This window comes from Desulfothermus okinawensis JCM 13304 (genome assembly GCF_054654515.1).
In genome coordinates this window covers 1-22,172 of record NZ_BAAIEW010000020.1, presented here as the reverse complement: position 1 = coordinate 22,172, position 22,172 = coordinate 1, and the positions used below count along the sequence as shown (strand labels likewise).

Annotated in this window: 20 protein-coding genes; 10 read left to right on the top strand and 10 right to left on the bottom strand. The window is 39.5% G+C overall.

Annotated elements, in window-relative coordinates:
- Positions 1-169: 169 nt before the first annotated feature.
- Positions 170-1,519, top strand: coding sequence for a M23 family metallopeptidase (locus tag ACYQ0O_RS08720; protein WP_459892170.1), 1,350 nt, complete (start codon positions 170-172; stop codon positions 1,517-1,519).
- On the opposite strand, the gene ACYQ0O_RS08715 is transcribed toward ACYQ0O_RS08720, so the two are convergent.
- Entirely contained in the window at positions 1,494-1,976 is a 483-nt protein-coding gene (locus ACYQ0O_RS08715; protein ID WP_075069649.1) for a hypothetical protein, read from the bottom strand. The two genes, ACYQ0O_RS08720 and ACYQ0O_RS08715, sit on opposite strands and share 26 nt — an antisense overlap.
- 120 nt (positions 1,977-2,096) lie before the next feature.
- Between ACYQ0O_RS08715 and ACYQ0O_RS08710 the strand changes: the two genes are divergently transcribed.
- From ACYQ0O_RS08710 to ahbA, 7 genes are read left to right on the top strand one after another with little or no spacing between them, the layout of a single operon-like run.
- Entirely contained in the window at positions 2,097-2,978 is an 882-nt protein-coding gene (locus tag ACYQ0O_RS08710) for a YIP1 family protein (protein ID WP_459892168.1), read from the top strand.
- Between the two features lies 1 nt (position 2,979).
- Positions 2,980-3,318 carry a hypothetical protein gene (locus tag ACYQ0O_RS08705; RefSeq protein WP_459892166.1) on the top strand — a complete coding sequence of 113 codons (339 nt, stop codon included), beginning with the start codon at positions 2,980-2,982 and terminating at the stop codon, positions 3,316-3,318.
- Between the two features lies 1 nt (position 3,319).
- Positions 3,320-3,967, top strand: coding sequence for a hypothetical protein (locus ACYQ0O_RS08700; protein WP_459892164.1), 648 nt, complete (start codon positions 3,320-3,322; stop codon positions 3,965-3,967).
- 25 nt (positions 3,968-3,992) lie between these two features.
- Entirely contained in the window at positions 3,993-5,174 is a 1,182-nt protein-coding gene (ahbC, locus tag ACYQ0O_RS08695) for a 12,18-didecarboxysiroheme deacetylase (protein WP_459892162.1), read from the top strand.
- Between the two features lie 10 nt (positions 5,175-5,184).
- A complete protein-coding gene (hemB, locus tag ACYQ0O_RS08690; protein ID WP_459892160.1) occupies positions 5,185-6,153 on the top strand; it encodes a porphobilinogen synthase in 969 nt (322 codons plus the stop codon).
- A gap of 2 nt (positions 6,154-6,155) precedes the next feature.
- Positions 6,156-7,217, top strand: coding sequence for a heme b synthase (ahbD, locus tag ACYQ0O_RS08685; protein WP_459892158.1), 1,062 nt, complete (start codon positions 6,156-6,158; stop codon positions 7,215-7,217).
- A gap of 1 nt (position 7,218) precedes the next feature.
- Positions 7,219-7,674 (top strand): siroheme decarboxylase subunit alpha, encoded by a 456-nt coding sequence (gene ahbA, locus ACYQ0O_RS08680; RefSeq protein WP_459892156.1) that lies wholly within the window; start codon positions 7,219-7,221, stop codon positions 7,672-7,674.
- Between the two features lie 60 nt (positions 7,675-7,734).
- Here the strand turns inward: ahbA and ACYQ0O_RS08675 are convergent, their stop codons facing one another.
- From ACYQ0O_RS08675 to cooS, 9 genes are all read right to left on the bottom strand, one after another.
- Positions 7,735-8,403, bottom strand: coding sequence for a hypothetical protein (locus ACYQ0O_RS08675; protein WP_459892154.1), 669 nt, complete (start codon positions 8,401-8,403; stop codon positions 7,735-7,737).
- A gap of 14 nt (positions 8,404-8,417) precedes the next feature.
- On the bottom strand, positions 8,418-9,629 hold the full coding sequence (gene qmoC / locus ACYQ0O_RS08670) for a quinone-interacting membrane-bound oxidoreductase complex subunit QmoC (RefSeq protein ID WP_075069655.1): 1,212 nt from the start codon (positions 9,627-9,629) through the stop codon (positions 8,418-8,420).
- 12 nt (positions 9,630-9,641) lie between these two features.
- The gene (locus ACYQ0O_RS08665; protein WP_075069656.1) at positions 9,642-11,948 is read right to left on the bottom strand and encodes a hydrogenase iron-sulfur subunit; all 2,307 of its coding nucleotides are present in this window, start codon (positions 11,946-11,948) and stop codon (positions 9,642-9,644) included.
- A 2-nt stretch (positions 11,949-11,950) separates the two neighbouring features.
- Positions 11,951-13,189, bottom strand: coding sequence for a CoB--CoM heterodisulfide reductase iron-sulfur subunit A family protein (locus tag ACYQ0O_RS08660; RefSeq protein ID WP_459892152.1), 1,239 nt, complete (start codon positions 13,187-13,189; stop codon positions 11,951-11,953).
- Between the two features lie 279 nt (positions 13,190-13,468).
- Positions 13,469-15,466, bottom strand: a complete 1,998-nt coding sequence (aprA, locus tag ACYQ0O_RS08655; protein WP_459892150.1) for an adenylyl-sulfate reductase subunit alpha — start codon at positions 15,464-15,466, stop codon at positions 13,469-13,471.
- Positions 15,467-15,532: 66 nt separating this feature from the next.
- The gene (aprB, locus tag ACYQ0O_RS08650; protein WP_075069657.1) at positions 15,533-16,018 is read right to left on the bottom strand and encodes an adenylyl-sulfate reductase subunit beta; all 486 of its coding nucleotides are present in this window, start codon (positions 16,016-16,018) and stop codon (positions 15,533-15,535) included.
- A gap of 233 nt (positions 16,019-16,251) precedes the next feature.
- Positions 16,252-16,608 (bottom strand): DUF6955 family protein, encoded by a 357-nt coding sequence (locus tag ACYQ0O_RS08645; protein ID WP_075069658.1) that lies wholly within the window; start codon positions 16,606-16,608, stop codon positions 16,252-16,254.
- 25 nt (positions 16,609-16,633) lie between these two features.
- Positions 16,634-17,992: a sulfate adenylyltransferase gene (sat, locus tag ACYQ0O_RS08640; protein WP_459892148.1), complete on the bottom strand. Its 1,359-nt coding sequence runs from the start codon at positions 17,990-17,992 to the stop codon at positions 16,634-16,636.
- A gap of 171 nt (positions 17,993-18,163) precedes the next feature.
- The gene (cooS, locus tag ACYQ0O_RS08635) at positions 18,164-20,185 is read right to left on the bottom strand and encodes an anaerobic carbon-monoxide dehydrogenase catalytic subunit (protein ID WP_459892146.1); all 2,022 of its coding nucleotides are present in this window, start codon (positions 20,183-20,185) and stop codon (positions 18,164-18,166) included.
- A gap of 129 nt (positions 20,186-20,314) precedes the next feature.
- On the opposite strand from cooS, the gene ACYQ0O_RS08630 reads away from it, so the two are divergent.
- Both ACYQ0O_RS08630 and ACYQ0O_RS08625 read left to right on the top strand, forming a co-directional pair.
- Positions 20,315-20,653, top strand: a complete 339-nt coding sequence (locus tag ACYQ0O_RS08630; protein ID WP_459892144.1) for a hypothetical protein — start codon at positions 20,315-20,317, stop codon at positions 20,651-20,653.
- A 70-nt stretch (positions 20,654-20,723) separates the two neighbouring features.
- A partial coding sequence (locus ACYQ0O_RS08625) for a hypothetical protein (protein WP_459892142.1) occupies positions 20,724-22,172 on the top strand: 1,449 nt, incomplete at its 3' end.

Genomic DNA, 22,172 nt, shown 5'->3' with positions numbered 1-22,172 from the left:
CATGTTATGTCTATACCCATATAAAAATTCACTTAATCATGCGGCAACCTCTATGTCAATCTTTACTACTAAGACGACTAGTCAATTCCTCTATCAAAAATTGACTTTTAATTTGAAATTATTTAGTTATAAAAATATAAAAATTAGTCAACCTTACACAGTAAAAATTATGGATAAATATATCTACTACAACCTGAATAGAAAAAAGATAGTTGCCGGTAAAAAGAAAAAATTATTTACAATTACAATTGGATTTTTAACCTTTCTGACGTTTCTAGTGCTGTATTTTATAGACTTTTCCACAAAGGAAAATGTACGCACACCGAATTACCAGAAAAATAAAAAACTTGATTTACAAACTGCAACACTACCCTCCAATAATCTTGGCAAACCAAAAATAAAATCAATTAAAAATAGAGTTAAAACAGGAGAAAATCTGGTCTCAATTCTAAAAAATTACCTTAATGTATCTGATATAATATATTTAACAAAAAAAGCAAAGGAAATTTATCCCTTAAACAGACTAGTTGTGGGCCAGCCATACACCCTATATCTGAAGGATAACAATCTTATCTCCTTTGAATATGAAATAAATGCTACAGAAAAAATTAAAGTTAATATAAAAAATGGTGATTTTAATATAGAAAAATTACGTATAAAATATTACATTAAACCAACCATAGTGCAGGGAACAATTGAATCCAGCCTTTTTGAAGCAGTGGAAAAAACAGGGGAAGGAGATTTTCTGGCATTAAAATTATCAGAAATCTTTGCATGGGATATAGACTTTATTAGAGATGTAAGGGTAGGTGATTCATTTAAGATTATTGTAGAAAAGAGATACAGAAAAGGTAGGTTTAAAGGTTATGGAAAGATACTGGCTGCTCAATTTATAAATCAGGGGACAGTATATAATGCATTTTTATACACTACCAGCTCTGGGAGAACAGACTATTTTAATGAAAATGGCATACCACTTAGAAAATCCTTTTTAAAGGCCCCCCTGAAATTTACCAGAATATCATCCAGATTTTCATACCATAGATACCATCCCATTCTAAAAATAGTGAGGCCACATCTAGGGGTGGATTATGCGGCTCCAAGGGGCACACCAATAAAGACAGTTGCCGACGGAATAGTAATAAAAAAGGCCCATGACAGGGCTGCTGGAAATTATGTAAAAATCAGGCATCCCAATGGATATGTTACCATATACAACCACATGTGCAAATTTGCTAGAGGACTAAGGGTGGGTAAAAGGGTATTTCAGGGTGACGTGATTGGATATGTTGGAGCCACTGGATATGCAACTGGTCCCCATCTGGACTTTAGGGTAAAGCACTATGGCAAATATATAAATCCATTAAAAATCAAATCAACCCCCCTAAAGCCACTACCAAAAGACGAGCTCGCCCTCTTTAAACAAAAAATTTCACCTTACATCATGGCTCTTAAAAAAAACGATATAAAATTAATTGCCTTTCACCAAGATCCTAATCAAAAAAAACAGTTGAATTAAGTGGTGTCTTGTTCACAAAAAGGGACTGAATATTTGATTTTGACCTAAGAGATATCTTTAGATCTGACACATCTAAACTTTTCTTAATAGTTTTGCTATAAAATCTAATACTGTTGTCAATCAGGCTACTTAAAACAAATCCTGCCTTCACCTTGATTGGTGCCATGTTAGCGGTCCATCTCACTTCTACCAGACGATAAAAATCCCTTGTCACTGGATCCGCAATCAAATTTCCTGTTTTTATCAGTGTTTGTGTTAGGGAGTTTGGTAGGATTCCACAGAGCTTACATAGATATTCAATAAAAGATGGATGCAACATCATATAGTAATTTTCATCAACTTTACACGCAATGGACTTTCCTGGTACATTTATTATGCTTTTATCTAAATCGTATCTTTTGGCCAATTCCCTTTGCACCAGGTTGATAATGTTTGAATAGTCTATAAGTGGTGACATAGTGGGTTCCCAATATACTTATTTAAATATTTATGACAGAAATATTCAAAACTTGACCCAGTTAATTTTATTTTTTATCTTCAATTAAAAATTGTCAATTATAAAAAAAGGAACCTTAAAATGGAAATAACATGTCCACAATGCGGATTTTCCAAGGATATTCCTGAAGACAAAATACCAAAAAATGCACAAATTGCCACCTGCCCAAAATGTAAACACAAATTTAGATTCAGGACCATTGAAGAAGAAAATGGAAGTGAACCCAATATAGATGGTGCTCAAGATACGCAAGAATCCAAAGATCTATGGGAAAGCCTTGAAAAACTCAACTATGAAAACGAAAAATATGACCTATCAGAGCTTGAACAAGGGGAAGAAGACACAGGATATACAAGGAAAACCTTTTCCATTCCATGGGAGGAGCTCGAACAAAAAGGTTTTTTTGCTGGTTTTTTTGATACAATAAAAATGGTATGCCTTAGTCCAAAAGAATTTTTTAAATCCATGTCCACCAGGGGTGGATATACAAGACCCCTTATATTCTATCTACTCATTTCTGAATTCTATACTGCCTTTAGGATGATATGGTCTATAGCTGGAATCGGTATGTCCAATCCAGCCCATGAAATGGACTTTTTAAACCTGGGGCTTCACGGCATGGCATCTTTGCTCTGGCTCCTTCTATATCCAGTTCTACTAACAATACTATTATTTATGGCAGCAGGAATAAACCACCTATGCCTGTTATTAGTAAAAGACGGTTCAAGGGGATTTAAGGGGACATTCAAAGTATTGTGCTATTCTTCTGCACCTATGGTCATGAGCATATTTCCATTCCTGGGCCCAATTATTGGTATAATATGGTCTAGTGTATGTAATTTTTTGGGTTACAAATATGTTCACAAAACATCTGGGCTTAAAGTAGCAATAGCAATGTTAATCCCAGTTATAATAATATTCATACTATCACTGCCCATGGCAATGAAAATAAAAGGCATGTAGTATGTTTAATGTAAAAAACTTTTTTAAATTTTTAAAAAAGAATAAAACAGCACCTAAAGCACCTAAGCTCACCCCTGAACAATTAAAAAAATTAACCAGTGAAATCAGAGAACTTACAGAACTAATTGGTAAAATATGGATTTCCAATGGTGATTTCCAGAGAAAAATAAAAAAAATTCAAATAGAGATGGATAATCTAGATAGGATATTAGAAAAAAAATATTTTTCCACCCTACCTGAGAAAAAGAAACAGGAACTTAAAAGAAGTCTGATTATTTCCAAACAAGAGCTTATTAAATGTATCCAGGAAGCTCCTTGTCCAACAGAAAGGAAACAATAAAGTGAAAAAAAAAGCTTTATTAATATTAATTTTATTAATCACATCATGTACTACTAACAATGTAGAGGTTGACTACACTTCCGTTACCATTAGAAGACAGCCCAAAATAGTTAAATCTGAACCCAACTTCCTGATATATCCATTAAACCTACCAGACCACCCTCCATCTGGATTTTTAATACCCTTTAAAATAATGGTTAGAATTGATAAAGATAAGCCTTTTTTTAAGAAGGAACTCACAAAAATTTTATACAGTAACTTCCTAAAAAACCGGGTATTCAATAGACTTGTAATGTCCAAAGATGAAATCCAAGATTTAGAAATTGCCATGAAAAAGGCCAGAGAAAGGAAATGCAATATTGTTATAACTCCTGAAATAACCTATATATTTTTAGGGGGTGGAGTATCTCCAACCAGGATGGCCATAAAAATTGACATCTATGACACAAAGACTAACTATTTAATCTGGTCTATTACCCATATGGGTGAAATTAAATCATTTAATGATAAAGACTATGTGTTTTGGAAGACAAAATACAACTATCCGCCATTTCCATTGGCCACCTTACTAAGTTCCCTTTTAGACGATATTTATGTGCCCATAAAAAGATGGGCAAATCACAAGCAACCAATTTTTCCTAAAAAATAACTATCTAAAATTTAAGGAGAAACCAATGATTGGAATATCAAAGTTATATTGTTCCAATGTTGAACCATCAGATGCACTTAGGTATGGCAGGGATTCCAAAAAGCTCCCATCACATTTGTTGCAATTTTCAAAGGACAAAAAGCCAGTTATTGTCTGGAATATAACCAAAAGGTGTAATTTAAAGTGTGTCCATTGCTATGCCCAGGCAAAATTAAATGCCAATGATCCCATAAACACTAACAAGGCAAAGGAGATTTTAAAGGACCTTGCGGACTTTGGTGTGCCTGTTGTCCTATTTTCTGGTGGAGAGCCCATTATGAGGGAAGACCTTGTGGAACTGGCAAAATATTCTGTGGAGCTAGGCATGAGGGCTGTTATATCCACAAATGGTACATTAATAACCAGGGAAAAGGCTAAGGAACTAAAGGAGGTGGGGCTATCTTACGTTGGCATATCAATAGATGGTCTTGAAGAAGTCCACGACCTTTTTAGGGGGGTCCCAGGTGCCTTTAAAAAGGCAATGGAAGGAGTCTATAACTGTCAACAAGAGGGTCTTAAGGTAGGACTCAGATTTACCATAAATAAGAGAAATTATATGGAAGTTCCCAAAATTTTTGATCTAATTAAGGAAAGATCAATTCCTAGAATCTGTTTCTATCACTTGGTTTACAGTGGCAGGGGGTCAAAATTAATAGATGAGGACCTATCCCACCTTGAAACCAGAAAACTCATGGATCTAATTCTGCACAAGACCAAAGAATTATTTGATTCAGGTTTCAAACCAGAGGTACTCACAGTGGATAACCATGCAGATGGTCCATATATCTATTTAAAGCTCTTGAAAGAAGACCCAAAAAGGGCACAGGAAGTCATGGAGCTATTAAAATACAATGAGGGAAACAATTCAGGACGTGGCATTGGCTGCATTTCATGGGATGGAGAAGTGTATGCAGACCAGTTTTGGAGAAATCACTCCTTTGGAAATGTCCTTAAAAGACCATTTTCTCAAATCTGGGACGATCCTTCAATTGAATTGCTAAGTAAACTCAAAGACAAGAAGAAATACGTTAAGGGGAGATGTGCAAAATGCAGGTTTTTAAATATTTGTGCAGGGAACTTTAGGGCCAGGGCTGAGGCAGTTTATGGAGATATCTGGGCACAAGATCCTGCGTGTTATCTAACAGATGAAGAAATTGGAATAAAATAGGGAGTAAGCTATGTTTTACAGGGGAAGAAGACTTAGAAGCAAAACATATTTAAGGGACATGGTGAGGGAGACACATCTTTGTCCAGAGGACTTAATTCAACCATATTTTGTAGTTGAGACCAGTGATAAAGATTTTTCCAGAGAAATACCATCAATGCCAGGTCAATTCCAGCTTAGTATAGATAAAGTACTAAAAAAAATCAGTGAAATATATCCCCTTGGACTAAGGGCAATAATACTCTTTGGCATACCAGAGGAAAAAGACGAAATAGCATCATCTGCCTATGATCCAGATGGTATTGTTCAAAGGGCAGTAAAGGAAATAAAGGATAAATTTCCAGAGCTAATAGTTATAACTGATGTATGCCTTTGTGAATACACATCCCATGGACATTGTGGAATTGTTAAAAACTCAGAGGTATTAAATGACCCAACCCTGGATTTACTTGCTAAAACAGCCCTGTCACACGCCAGATCTGGGGCAGATATGGTGGCACCATCTGATATGATGGACGGAAGGATAAAGAAAATCAGGGAAGTATTGGACGAAAATGGATTTTACAACCTTCCCATTATGTCATACGCAGTAAAATATGCATCAAGCTTTTATGGACCTTTTAGGGAAGCAGCAGAAAGCGCCCCAAAATTTGGGGACAGGAGATCCTATCAAATGGATCCCCCAAATAAGAGGGAGGCATTGAGGGAGGCCATGGCTGATATAAAAGAAGGTGCAGACATTATAATGGTAAAACCTGCCCTTGCCTATCTCGATATCATCTCAACCTTGAGACAAAAAATTGCACATCCAATTGCTGCATACCAGGTATCAGGGGAATACTCCCAGATAAAGGCTGCTACAAAAATGGGATGGCTGGATGAAAAAATGGTTGCCATTGAGAGTCTAATCAGCATTAAGAGGGCTGGTGCAGACCTGATACTTAGTTATTTCACAGAACAACTATTAAAAAATTGGCTGTAGTTATGGATAAATTAAAACCAAATTTACGATTGGTTGCATGGGAGGTGACATCTGCCTGCAACCTTGCATGTAAACATTGCAGGGCAGAGGCAAAACTCACCCCAAACGAAGATGAACTCACCAATAAAGAAGGAAAAGAACTCCTTGAGTCCATAGCGCAGGTGGGAAATCCCATAGTGATATTTACAGGTGGCGAGCCCATTATGAGAGAAGATATATTTGATTTAATAGCCTATACCAAGAGCCTTGGGCTAAAACCTGTACTCTCACCAAATGGAACACTTATAACAAGACAAGTCGCCAAAAAGATTAAGGAGTTATCCATTCAAAGAGTATCTTTATCCATTGATGGACCAGATGCAAAGTCCCACAATGAATTCAGGGGGGTTGATGGTGCATTTGAAAAGACAATGGATGCCATATCCTATTTAAAGGAAAACAACATAGAATTTCAGATAAACACAACTGTCACAAAATCAAACCTAAACAGTTTCAAAGATATATTTGACCTTGTGAAAGATCTTGGGGCTGTGGCATGGCATATATTTTTACTGGTTCCAACTGGCAGGGCAAATGAGATTAAGGATCAAATAATATCAGCTCAGGAATATGAAAGGGTATTAAACTGGTTCTACGATTTCAGGAAAATCGCAAAGGACATTCACCTAAAGGCTACCTGCGCGCCCCATTACTACAGGATATTAAGGCAAAGGGCAAAACAAGAGGGTTTGAAGGTTAATTTTGAAAATTTTGGTCTTGATGCAGTTACAAGGGGATGTCTAGGAGGGATTGGTTTTTGTTTTGTATCTAATAATGGCATAGTTCAGCCATGTGGATATTTAAAAATAAATTGCGGGAATGTTCGGGAACAGGACTTTAAGACAATATGGCAAAAATCCCCAGTTTTTGAAAAACTTAGAAATCCAGAGTGTTACAAAGGAAAATGTTCTATTTGCGAATACTTTAAAGTGTGTGGTGGTTGCAGGGCAAGGTCATATACCATGTTAGGGGACTATCTTGATGAAGAGCCCCTGTGTAGCTATAAACCAAAGAGGATGAAATAATATGGATCAAAAGGACAGGGCAATCTTGGATATTATCCAATCTGAATTTCCCATATGTGAAAGGCCATACCATGAACTTGGAAAGATAGTTGAATTAACAGAGGCAGAGGTATTAGCCAGGGTAAGAAAATTAAAGCAAAAGGGAATTATTCGTAGAATAGGAGCCAACTTCCAGTCCAGAAAATTGGGATGGAAATCAACACTTTGTTGTGCAAAGGTGCCCAAAGATAAATTAGATAAGTTTGTAAAAACAGTGAATAAATACCCAGGGGTTACACACAATTATTTGAGAAAACATGAGTACAATGTGTGGTTTACATACATTGCACCCAGTTGGGAAGACATAGAGAAGGACCTAAAGGAAATGGAAAGTATAACAGGTATTGAAATCTTAAGTCTTCCTGCAACAAAAATGCTCAAGGTAAAAGTGGACTTTAAAATGAATTCCCATGAATAAAAAAAAACGCCTACCCCAAATCAGGGATAGGCGTTTTAAAAATCATCTTCATTCTAATCTCTAGAATCCAAATTCTCCATCAGAGACATCACCGCCAAATCCAAATTCTGGTTTGGCTTCAGATGTTGTTGACCCAGCAGTCTCAGTTGCAGCACCTTCAGATTCTGCTGCCTGAGCACCTTCACCAGATACTGTTACCACTCCATGTTTTTTCACTTCCTCGATCTTGGCAAGAAGATCATCAACTTTCTTGATGTACTCGTCCACCTTAGCAGCAGATGCTATTATTTTCTTTTCTCCCTCGTCCTTCATCTGTGCTTCATAATCTGCTACCTTTGATTCCAATGCAGCTATTTTCTTCTTGTTTTCTTCAATAATACCCTCATATTCAGCCAATTTAGCCTTCTGCTCTTCAATTGTCTTTTTGTATTCAGCTATTTTGTCAAAAAGTGCATCTACCTCTTCTTGCACATCAGCTGGAAGAGACAAAATGGATACATTCTCACCAAGTTCTCTCACCTCTTCCTTTCCGAGCCTTGCAAGCTCTGGATGTTGTTCATAGATCCAGGCCTTGGACATTGCAGAGGCAAATGGAGCCAATTCCTTGTCCACCTGTTTTTGGGTTACGAAACTTAGCAACTCGAGAACATCCTGATTGTAGTTGCCTGCCTTGCCCCTAAGATAAGACACAAATGTCTGCATGGGGAAAACTTTCCGAGCTTCTGCCATGACAGCCTCCTTATTTATATAACAAAAAGTTTATTTTTCTGCTCATCCACCTCAGTGGATACCCTTCCAATCATCCTTGCATATGCAAGGGCAAAGACCCTATATACTAAATGCCCTAACTTTGACCAGGGCAGATATGCAATAAGCATAAACACTGAGACCAAATGAATAAAGTAAATTGGATAGGCCAGTCCTGCTATATTTGCCCACCTGAGTACCTCACTTAAAATTCCACTAAGACCAATTACCCATATAAGACCAAGCAGGTACCAATCATAATATGTTGAGGCATCCTTTTTGGTCTCATTTAATCTTCTCTTTGTCAAATATACAAGCCCAACAATCAGGAGAACAGCGCCCACGTTTGCAAGCAATTTTATTGGATTATAGATTGGCATTGGATATTTCATATGTAAAAATGGCAATACCTTACCTCCCCAGTGGGTAAACGCCACAACACCTGTTACAATAAACAGTGCAACAAATCCATAGAAGAGCATAAGGTGACCTTTAAATTTTACCTCATCAGTCTCTTCTTCACCACAATCTTTAAACTTTTTATGGGTGAGGACCTCATCTTTTATAACATCATATAGTGCATGCCAGATTGTCTTTGGTTTTTCATAACCAATTACAAATGTCTTAGGTTGAGCATCAAAAACCTCTTTTAGTTTCATAATCCCCTTATAAAAGGACCAGATAACAAAAACAGAAGCAAGACCGAAAATTGGGTCAATGGTATAATCTCCAGGAAACAGCAAACTATAATCCACATGACCATCTAATAGAGGGAATGCAGAACCATTCATACTCCCTGTAATAAACCAGATTATGAGATATATAATCGCTGGAATAGCAATCAATTTTGGCAGGTGTTTTACAGAACTCATCCATTTTCCCAGAAAGGATGGTCCAGTTAAGTTTCTATATGCCATATTTCTCAAGGCCGCCATAAGCTCACCTGGTTTTGCTCCCCTTGGACACATCTCGCTGCATTGTCCACACTTATGACACAGCCACATATCAATATCATTCACAAGTTTGTCTTTCAGTCCCCATTGGGCCCAGACCATCTCCTTACGTGGAAAGGACTTGTCCATTGGAGATAGAGGACAAACAACACTACAGGTGGCACACTGAAAACACTTCTTCACATTTTCTCCGCCCACCTGCTGGAGTTCTTTTATAAACTCAAGGTCAGGTTTTACTCGACTTACCATAGTCATATTTCCCTCCTACTAATATCCCTTAAAAGGATTGGGACCCAGTTTTATAATATCTTCAACAAAACTATCAATTATCTCAGGAAGCTTGTCATAGTCATCAATAGCAACCTGTTCCTGTCTAACCCTCTCTAACTCTACTCCAAGCCTGTCCAGGGTCTCACCAATATTTTGCATCCTTCGACTGCAGAGCTCTGATCCCTTCACAAAGTGACACTGATAGTCTTCGCCATACTTACAACCAAGAAGCAGACATCCGTCATTGCCCTTACTCATTGCATCTGCAATCCATATGGTGTTCACAGATCCAAGACAGCGAACTGGTATAATCCTCACATATGGACTCCATCTATGTCCTCTCTTTGCTGCCATATCAAGTGCCGGGTATGCATCGTTCTCACATGCAAGTATCACAATCCTTGGCCCTTCTTTTTCCATATTATCTGGAACCTTGATGGATGTTATCATGGAGCCAATCTGGCCAACACTGTAGTTGTCAAAGGAAATAACCCTTTCAGGACATGCACCCATACATGTACCACACCTTCTACATCTACCAGTATTGGGCTTTGGTGTTCCCTTTTCATCGTCATCCAGTGCACCAAATGGACACTCCTCTGTACACCTCTTACACTGGGTACACCTTACAAAATTAAACTTTGGATAAGAGAGGTCGCCAGATCTTGGATGTACTGCGACACCCCTGTTTACAGATTCAATACACTGAATTGCTTTAAGTGCTGCGCCATATGCGTCAGATGCTGACCTGGAAAGTGTCATTGGCTGTCTCACTGGCCCTGCTGCATAGATCCCTGTTCTCCTGGTCTCATATGGGAAACAGATATAATTTGAATCTGCATAACCATCAAAGAGATCCAAATCAGGAAATGCTGGACCCTGTCTATACTCTAAGTTAATCACAGGTTCAAGGGCAGTGGTTGGTACAAATCCCGTTGGTACAACAACAAGGTCTGCTTCAACCTCTATGGTCTCACCTAAGAGGTTATCCTCTATCCTCACAATCACATTTTCATTGGTACCTGCATAAAAAGAGGTGACCTTTCCTTTGGTTAGCATTATACCAGGATCATCCTGGGCAGATTTATAGTAAAGTTCATACACACCAGGGGTCATCATGTGTTCATATATAATATAGGCAATGGAATCCTCTATCATCTCCCTCACATATCCTGCCTGTTTTAAAGCTGTGAGAGAGGTAACCTCTGAGGTGTATTCTAAATGTCTGTAGGTCTTGATTGGCTCAAATTTTACCTCTTCTGCCTCTTCATTTGATGATTCCTCATCCTTTGCCTCTGCCTGTTCTAACTTCTTTTGCCTTTCCTCTTCTTCCTGTTTGGCCATGTCTTCATAAAGATCTGAGGCACCCAAAACAAAAAGGACGTTCTTTGGAACAGATCCATCACTGGGCCTTTTGATCTCACCTTTCTTTGCCATTTCTTCAAATTCCACATTTGTAACCACATTTTTAAGTGATCCATAGCCCAGTGGTTCCAAGTATTTTGGCTCAATGGGTTTCCATCCAGTGGCCACAACAACTGATCCCACCTGAACCTCTTCTTCACCTTTAGCTGTCTTCAAGTGAGCAGTGTACTGGCCAGGTTGACCAACCAGTTTCTCTAGCTGAGTTGCTACATATACCTTGATCTTGCTGTTACTTTTAACGGCCTGAATCTTTTCCTGGATTTTTGGATCTTCTGCCTGTGTGTAAGGAGGATTTATGGGAAAACTTTTATATAATTTAGCAGCATATCCACCAAGTTCTGATTCCTTTTCAACCAATACAGCCTCATAACCTGCTTCAGCAACTGCCATTGCTGCATGGATACCAGTCCACCCACCACCTAACACCAGGATTCTCTTTACACTCTCAATTGGTTCACCTTCTGGTGGGACACTCTTCTGGAGTTTGATAACGGACATGTTTATGTAATCCATTACCATGTCCCAAAGAAGCTGAGGAGTTTCATCTCCAGGTCTTAAGGGAGTGCCATCTGGATTCTTAAAGGCCATTATCCCTTGTTCCCTTAAGTTTACCCTATCTACAACAACCTTTGGACCAAAATCAAAATATTCTGTATCTTCCCTTGGAGATGGTCCAACAATGGACACCCCATCAATGGCACCAGAGTCTAGGTCCTTCTGAATCTCCTTACGAGCCTCGTCACTGGCTACCAGAGGAAATACCTTTATTACAGGTGTTGCATCTCCCCATCTATTTTTTATCTTTTCCACCAATTGATCCACATCTAAATATGGATCAAAGGTTGCTTTGTCTATGTATATACCGATCTTCTCGGCCATATTTACCTCCCTCTTACCGTTTGTATGGCTTTCATAGCTGCAGCAGTACCTGATTGAGCTGATTTCATAACATCTAGAGGCTCGGCTGCACAACCTGCTACAAATATACCCTTGTCCTGAGAATCAAATACAAAACCCTCTGCATCCATTTCAACATCAAAGGGCAATCTTTCCCCTGAAAGTGATGGCTGCATACCAGTTGCCAGCACCACTAGATCAAATTTCTCGGTAATCTTGTTACCTGATATTGCGTCCTCTGCTGTTAGCCAGACACCTGATGTAGCAATGTCTTCTTCTACCTTTGCAACCTTACCTTTAATGGCCTTAACCTTTTCGTCTGCTAAGACCTTCTTGGCAAACTTCTCATATCTACCAGGTGTCCTCAGGTCAATGTAGAAGATTGTCACTTCACAGTCAGGATATTGTTCCCTGACATAAGTTGCCTGTTTTAAAGATGCCATGCAACAGATATAAGAACAATAGGACAGGTGATTTTCGTCCCTTGATCCTGCACACTGGACAAATGCTACCCTTTTTGGAGCAGTCCCGTCTGATGGCCTCAAGATTCTCCCATTTGTGGGACCAAATGGAGATGCAAGTCTCTCCATCTGCATGTTGGATATACAATTTGCAATTTGACCAGCCCCTAAATTTGTAAGTTTGGTTACATCATATGGCTTCCAACCAGTTGCAATGACAATTGATCCAACATTAAGTGTGATGGTCTTTTCTTCATCTTTAAGATTAATAAAAGGGCTCTTGGATAGTAACTTCTTTTCTTCCTCTGTTACACGATCTAACTCAAGCACATACCTTCCAGGGTATGCAAAAGGAGCATCCATGTACAGCGGCTTTCTGGAGCTCAAGCCAAATTCAAACTCATTTTTTACATTGGCAGAGAGCTTTGCTGCAATTTCTGATAGGTCACAACTTCTAGGTGCTGTATACCTTGGCTTAATCCTAACTGCTACTTCATAATTACCAGGACTACCACTAACAGATACAACCTCTGCCAATGTAAATACCTTCACATTTGGATTTCTTTTAATCCTCTGAAATTGTATCTCCAGACCACAGGATGGGGGACACAACTTAGGGAAATACTTATTAAGTTGCATCACCCTACCGCCTAAAAAAGGCCGTTTTTCAACGAGATAGACTTCATGGCCCACTTCAGCCGCTTCCAGGGCTGCAGTTATGCCGCTGAAGCCACCCCCAATCACTAAAATACTTTTTGACATTTCATCCTCCCTATAACAGAGCTTATACCAATAATCGCCTTAACACCCCCACAATACACCATATCGTACCTTCACCTACCTAGATAAAAAGATTTAAATAATTCTTATCCTATCCCCTTTAGTTAGGCAACCTAAAAACCATAAGATATTGTGCTTTGATTGTGCCCTTGAGGGAACTTTATCCACTGGAATAAAATTCCCTTAAGATCACCTCAAGAAAAATATGAAAAAAAGGGCAGGACCTAATTTAGATCCTGCCCTCTATTGTTCATATATCCACTATGGGGCATATGGATCAGGAATGATCTGGATGTAAGGTCTCTTGAACAGAGTAAGTTCTTTCTTCTCAGGATCATATTTGGAGTTTACAAAACATCTCCATTTGGAATCATCTATACCCATGAAGTCAGCCCTGTAGTAGAAACCAGGATAACGGCTCTCTTTCCTGAAGTCAATATGGAGCATGTGGAGCCTTACAGTCCAGAGCCTATGATACTGTTCCCAACACCTCATAAGTTCGTGTAGGTCTCTTGCTGCCAGCTTCTTGGAGTCTTCTTCCAGCATATCCAAGAGCTCAAATCCAACCTTTAACATTGCCTCAGAAGTCATATAGTAAGTGGCACAACCACCACCATATTCGTCAGTGTGCTTAATGAGCCTGAACATGAAGTTTCTTGGGGTGATGAAACTTGGATTTACATTTGGATCAGTGGATTCATCCTTGTGTTCCATGTATGTGTACCAAGGCTGATAAATCTCTTTCTTTAGATCTTCTGCTGACACATTAAGGGTTGGTTTGAAATCCTTGTGATCTACACACCAACGAATAAGCTGTTTACCAGCAATTCTACCTTCAGCATGGGAACCAGATGAAAACTTATGACCAGATGCACCAACACCATCAGCAGCAGTAAACAGACCATTTACTGTGGTCATCCTGTTATATACCTTTCCATTGTCTGCCTTGATCTTGTACTCTTCAGGTACCCAATCCTCATCAGGTCCAGATACCCAGATACCACAGCAACCAGAGTGGGAACCCAAAAGATAAGGCTCCGTTGGCATAATCTCAGATCCCTTCTCCTCTGGTTTGATGTTCATACATGCCCAGAGGTTTGCCTGACCAGGACACATGTCAAGGAAGTCTTCCCAAGCCTCTGCCTCTAAGTGCTTTTGCTCAGCCTTGGAGAGTTCCTTAAAAGTGGTCTGAAGGGCAGTTGCTGTGTCCATGTAAATAGGACCACGGCCTTCCCTCATTTCCCTTATCATCATGTGGTTTCTTAGACATGTTGGGATAACAGCACCAGTGGCATAACCACGATCCTGATAGGGCTTTAACATTGCAGCATTGGTCTGACAGTAATCTTCACCCTTATAGTTGGTTGCCTTTGCTTTGAAGAGCAAGAACCAGGCACCAACAGGACCGTAACCATCTTTAAACCTTGCTGGTACGAACCTATTTTCCATCATTGTCATCTCAGCACCAGCCTGGGAGCAGAGGGCATATGTGGAACCTGCATTCCATACTGGATACCAAGCACGACCCATACCTTCACCAGTGGACCTTGGCCTGTAAACATTTACTGCACCACCGCAGGCCACCAGGACACCATTTGCCTTAATGACGTAAACTTTGTTTTCCCTTGTGGAGAAACCAACAGCACCAGCAATCCTGTTTGGCTCTTTTGCATCCAGAAGCAACTTAACAATAAAAAGCCTCTCAATATATCTATCTTCACCAAGTGCGTTCTTTGCTGCTTCAGCAACAATTACCTTATAGGATTCACCATTGATCATGATCTGCCAACGACCAGAGCGAACAGGTTTATCACCCTTTCTAATGGCAAGACCTTCAGCCTTTGCCTTTGCACCGTCTAGTCTTTTCCCATCTTTGAGTACCCAGATTGGAAGACCCCATTCTTCAAATAGATGAACAGAATTGTCAACGTGACGGCCCAAATCAAAAATCAAGTCTTCACGAACAATTCCCATGAGGTCGTTTCTGACCATTCTTACGTAATCATCAGGCTCATTTTCACCAAGATAGGTATTAATAGCAGAAAGACCAGGAGCAACAGCACCAGACCTCTCCATTGCGGCCTTGTCAACCAACAACACCTTTACGCCATACTTGTCAGCCCAACGTACAGCCTCAAAAGCTGCACCACAAGCACCCATACCACCACCAACGATTAATGCGTCGGTCTCTAACTCTACTACCTCAGGTTCGGCTAGAGGTATACCTTTTGGCTCATCTTTGATTGGTAGTTGTGCCATATTTCTACTCCTTTTTTTATCTATTAGTTTAAATAATCTTCAAAAACCAGACCCTAACAAATTAAATTACCCTGCAATCTTCCATGTCTTGGTGAGATCAGCCTCCTGAACCTCATACTTCTTATTGAGAACCTCTTTTGGCTGCTTGAGCTCGGTCTCATTAAAGTACAAGTTGTCCTCTAAGTCACCTGCTTCTGGTTTCCCCTCATAGGGCTTGATTGAACCTTCAGGAGTAGTTCTAATTGGGAACTTAAACCTTTTAACCTCACCATTCCTGAACTGAATGGTCCACATAATGTCCTCTGCACTCCTTAGAGGAATACTGGTTCCTCCCATTGGAGCAAAGTCAGCATATGGCCTAGCAGTAATTGCACCTTGAGGACAAATCTTAATGCAAGAGTAACACTCCCAGCACTGATCTGGTTCCTGATTGTAAGCCTTCATCTCCTTCTCATCCAAAATCATCAAATCATTTGGACAAATGTACATACATGCAGTCTTCTCTCCACCTTTGCAACCGTCGCATTTTTCTGGGTTTACGTAGGTTGGCATACTCATACCTCCTGTTTTTAATTTCTAATTAGCTTGACCTTAAAGCCCTTCAAAAAAGATTGTGAAAAAAGTATCAATCACAACTGTGGTTGTCAAGCATTAAATTATAACGAATTTTCTTTAAATTCCAACATATTATGATTTTATTATTTGCTTCAAAAAAATCCGTCTCCCTCCGAACAATCCTGCTTTTCAGGGCCAGCCCATTCATGACTGCCCCTATTTTAACAAGGTTACACCTCTATTTCTGGTGCAGGCAGAAACTCAGACTCTTTTGCTGCAAGCTCTTTAATTTCATTAACCTTGGCAAGCACGCCTTCAATTGCCTCTGCTCCAAGATTCTTTTTCTCAGCAACCTGATTAAAGAGTTCCCTTAAAAAGGCTACAGGAACGTCTGTGATAGCTCCACGGGAGTCAATACGGGCAGTATCAAATTCCTTTAAGATCTTTTCCTTTAATTCTTCAGATACTTCAACATTCAGACAACGAAGCTCACCACCAAACATATACTGCACTTTATCTTCTAGCTCGGTGCCCTTTATCTTGGCAAACCGGTTATCATCTAAAAGCACTACTATAAAATAGGCCATTTTTTAACCTCCTAAAATATTTAGTTTAAAGGTCTTCCAAATCCACTTCCAACTCTTTTTCTTTGTTGATGACGTATTTTTCATTGCAGAATGGATAATTAAAGTGCTTCCACCATTTTACAACCATCTTGTAGACTTCTGGACGCATAATAATTGCTGGTGGCTGTACTCCTTCAGCAACCATTCCCCTAAGGAAACTTCCACTTAATTTTTCGCGCTTGTGACCACAACTCTCACTGTAAGCCATCTCTTTACATGTTGGACAGTAGGAGAACTCACGCATATTTTGAGGTCTGATCTGGAGACCATAAGGAACATCAGTTGGTGGAGCTGGAAATCCAAAGCTGGGAATACCTTCTGTCCATAGAATCTGAGTTGACCACTTGTCATAGTATTCACCAACTGCAGCATGGTCACGACCAAACATATGGTGTGTACATCCCATATTCTGACGAATTATACCATGGAGCAGAGACTCAAGTGGATTACCATAACGCATGTCCCAAAGACACATTGAGGTAAGACGTCTTTCTTCCTTTATATATCCAGCAGTTGTTACTGCCTCTTGACCTTCCAAAATTGCCTCGTCTGGATAATCACCACGACGCTTCACACCAATTATAGCATTTACTAAAATGCCATGACATGGCTCTGTGTCACCAGTGTACGCAGCATTTTTCATTAAAAATTCATGACCAACATGGGGAACATTCCTTGTCTGGTGACAAATTACTGTTCTCCAGTTTCTCTTATCAAATTCTTCACGACATTTTCTTGGTGGAAACCAAAAACGATCAAAAGGTGGTTTAAACTTAGGTTCATTGATAATGGTGTATTTTCCCGCAAGAACCACAGGTTGGAGACTGCGATAAATTACCCATCCAGGATGCTTTTTATTAAAGGGCTCCTTCACTACCTCTGGATTGTCCTCTGGAGTTCCAAAGGTCTTATGTGCCAATTCTTCTGGGTCTTCAATCTCCCAAACTTCTTCAATATCCAGAATTGCAAATGGTTTTCCCTTGAGATTTAACACCAAACGATCACCAGCACCAACACCAAGGTCTTTATATTCCTCTTTGCTGATGTCAAAGACCAGTGGATATGGAAAAATCCAGTCATTTAAAAGGCGACGCTCTTTTAAAACTCTCTCAACTTCTGCTTTTTTCATTGAGCCCTCTACTGGGCTAAAAAAGCCATAACAAATAGACATGATCTCACGGTACACATTACGAACAGGCACCCCAGTCTCATAATGCAATGTGGGCTTTATTTCATAAGTGGGGCAACCTTTGATCATCTTCTTTGCAGCTTCTTTGTCTCTAATCACTCTCTCTACAAGCCTACCACCATGGGGCAAAGGCCTTTGAATAAGTAAACTAGACATCCATACACCTCCTGTTTTTTGATATTATGTTCACATTCTAATGGTGCTTTTTTGGGCAGCTTATATGAATTGTTAGATTTGTCAAGAAAAGATTTGTGAAAAAATTCACGTTATGCAACTAAAAAGTAAGGACAATTCCCTCCTTATAATCTTTTTAAAACAACCCATTAGTTAAACTGGAAGACCCAGTTTTTTTCTCTTTTGATTTATATAACCAATTAAATACCTGGCTGTTTTTTCTGGGTCCTCTTCAACATAAAATCTCGCACCAATGATCTTTTCTAGATCATTTGTCAGTAGCTTCACCATGTTTTTACTACCTGATACATAGGGTTGTCCCCCAATATGGGTCAATACCCCCATACATACTGCCCATGTGCCTATGGACACTGCCTTTTCTGTTATAAATTCTGGTGCTGAGGCTGCAACTGGCAGGTCCTTTATATCCACTTTCAGATAATCTGCCAGAGGATTTAGCAAATCCTCTATTCTTCCATTGTCCACACATGAGCCCATATGCCAGCAAGGTGGAAGGGCAAGCAGGTTATTGGCCCTGGCAATGACTTTAAGGACTGATTTTAAGCCTTCTCCAACCCCTCTGTATTCAGGATCAGGTTTCATGAAACCCCTTTGGGCAGCAACATGGGACCAACATCCTGTTCCCACAACCAATATATCATTTTCAATTAGTCTCTTAGTAAGGATTGTATGTCTGTATCCATATTCAACCCTGGGACTTACACATCCAACTATTGCCACTACCCCTCTAATTTTATTTTTCTTTATTGCATCTACAAGGGGTTTCAGTGGATCTTTTCTGTTTACTGCCTTTAGGGCATCTATTATTTGTTCAACAGAAAACCCAGCCATAAGTTTTTCTGGGGACTTATCTGGTATATATACCTTTGATGGATCCCTGTTTTTGTAATTTTTTACTGCAACATCAACTATTTTTAAAGCCATTTCATCTGCATTTTCTGGTTCAAATTCCATGTGAATTGCACCAGTAAACTTTGCCTGTGGATTAGTTGAAATTATCTTTGTGTGGAAGTGTTTTGCAACCTCTACTATATTTGGCATAATACACTGAACATCTACCACCATGGCCTCAACTGCACCTGTGAGTATTGCCAACTCCTGCTGCACCATAGATCCAGCCAGGGGCACACCCCGCCTCATTAAAACTTCATTACCTGTACAACACATTCCAACCACATTTATCTTTTTAGGCGGATTTTTATATTTTCTTGCATATTCAACTATTTTTTCAGACAGGATGGGCTCATGTCCATGTACTATTATATTTATGCAATCTTTTTTAATTACAGTTAGATTTGCCTCACCTTCTACCAGCTTCGGGGTGCCAAATAAAATGTCCTGGAGATCACACGCACCATGAAGGCCCATATACCCATCAACAAGGGCAAGTTTTAGGGAACCCAAGGCCAGGTGAGTCATATCATTGTCAACTCCAAGGTGGGTCTTATGGGCTGCTTCTGAAAATTCTGCACCAGCGCCTGTTGGCAGGATACCAAGTTTTTTCCAGGTATTAATTCTCTCCTTATTTGCCTTAAAATAAAGCCAGTTTGGAGTCCCCTTATCCCTATTTAAGTCATATAAGCTCTTTTTTGCTACTGATAGGGGCTTATTTCTGCCCCGACACCTAAGGCCCTTATACACCTTCTCCAATTTTTTCTTATCATGAATCTTGTACCCTTTTATTTTTCCCTTTGCCACCCCTTCAATGGTCTTGGCAACCGCCCTCATGTGTTCCACGTGAGCAGCTGCTCCACCAAGCACCCTGGTAAGCAAGTTCTTGGCAACAATCATATCAGCAGTTGCACCGCATGCACCTTTTTTAAAACCTGTTGAATCATCCACTGTGCATGGACCCATCTGACAGTGGAAGCAACAAACACCTGTTATACCACCGTAACCAGCATAGGAGATTGCGCAGTGAACTTCCCTATCAAATACCAGATCAACACCCATTTTCTTTGCCCTTTTTATCATGGCAGAAGTAATCTCATCTGGAACAAAATCAGGACAGGTATTTTTGGTTTCAACAGATTTTGCAACTGCCTTTTTGTTTTTAAGGAGCAGACCTGCAAGGCATCCACTTGCAGTGAGCTTTAATACATCCCTTCTTTTAATATCCACATGCTCACCTTTTTCATTTGTCTTCTTCTCCATATGCCCTACCTCCCTAATTTTTAAACGTCTTTACAAAACTATCCAGATAGACTAAAAATTTACAGAGACTATATCAGTGAACATGGATTTCGTAAAGTATCATGTGTAATTTTATGGAGGAAAATAGATATGAAAAAACAAAGGGCCCTGGTTATTTCAGACGATCAGTCAAGAAAAGAATATTTATTTAATGAACTTAAAAAATTGGGATTTTTCCCTGTATGGTATCCAAATATATTTGCCTATCAAAAGGCAGTGGAAATTGATGAAATAAAGGTAATTGTTGCAGACCTATCAATGCCAATTGAACCTAAATTAGATATTATTTCAAGGGGGCTAAAAAAACAGCCCAGACCAAAACTTATTACTATTGGCAAGTATGAATATTTAAAATCAAATAATCTCCTTGATTCATCTGTTATTGTACTAAAAAGCATAGAAGAAATCCCATCTGTGTTAAACAGTTAAGGTTTACTTTTAAAGCCCATTCATATAAATTGACGAGCTTTCAAAAACAAGAAAGAGAGGTATATGTGATATGGACCAGAGAAAAAAAATCGGCTTTGCTGGAACAGATGGGAGGACTTATCTTGCTGCGTACACTGTATCCACAGCTACCAGTGATCTATACAAAGGATCTTACCAAGGAGTTGTCATTAGGGGAACATCCTCAATGCCTGAATTTGCAAGGATCTTACATATACCCATTGAATTCATTGAGACCAAAGATAACAGTGTTGCAAGCTATACCCAGGCAATAGAGCAAGGAATAAAAAAAGGTAAATTAGATTATGTAGTCCCCTTACCTGAGGCCCTTTTATTTGAAGGCCTTGTGGATGAGATGGACAAAAAAGGACTTGGAGGAAAAATAGCTGGGCTGACCAAAGAATTTGCCTTTTTAGAGGGGGATAAAGCACGATGCAAACAAGTATTAAAAGACATAGCAGTGCCTGTGGCAGATAAGTGGACCATTGTAGATGGTAAGTCTTACAAAGATGTCCTGTCCACCTGTCTTGAGTACATACACCAATTTGGAGGGGCAGTGCTTAAATACCCATACAGTGCAGGAGGTAAAGGAGCAAGGGTCATCCTGAGCACATGGGAAATAGAAGAGGTATATTCCACTTTGATCAAGGACTATAAAAAATCATACAAGTCCATGTTCAGAAAAGCAATGTGGCCCCTTTTAATAGAATCCCGTATGTCTGGAGTTGAGATCAGTTTTACTATATTTGTGGACAAAAATGGAAATTTCAGGATCCTTCCAACAGCAATGGATTACCCAGAGAGATTTGAAGGTACCTCAGATAAAACCAATCCTATAACAGGTGGAATGGGGGCAATATCACCCCATCCCTTTGAAACAAAAGAACTAATAGATCTGGCATCTGAGACAATAGCAGCTCCAATTGTAAAATACTTAAAAGAAAATGGAGGACTAAGACCCTGCATATTGTATCCTGGATGTTTTGTGTCCTTTAAATTGGATGCACAGGGGAAATTAAGACCCACAAAAATACGGGTATGCGAGATAAATATAAGGCCTGGTGAGCCTGAATTTCAGGCAGTGGTAAAGAGGGTGAGAAATCTGGGTCAACTCATTGAGGCCATGTTTAAAGGTACATTGGATGAGGTAGAACCTGAAGTCAGAGAAGATCAAGTATGCATTTGTATTGCACTGGTCACAGGACCAGGCGGTCCTGATGGACAAAAGGGATATCCATGGAGTGTTACCAAATTTGAACCAGTTGAAATAGACTTTGATTACTTTAAGAAAAAGGGGATACAACTGGTTCCATCTGGCATGGGATTTTCAGAAGAAAAGGGATTTTTCTCTGATGGCACCAGAATAGTCTACATGGTGACCAATGGTCAGGTAAAAGAGGGAACTTTCCCAGCGGTTGTTGCACAAAGATTAAGGTCAAAACTTCTAAATGCATTTGACCTTGGTAAAGTAAGGGTAATTCCAAGAGAAGACCCAGACGGT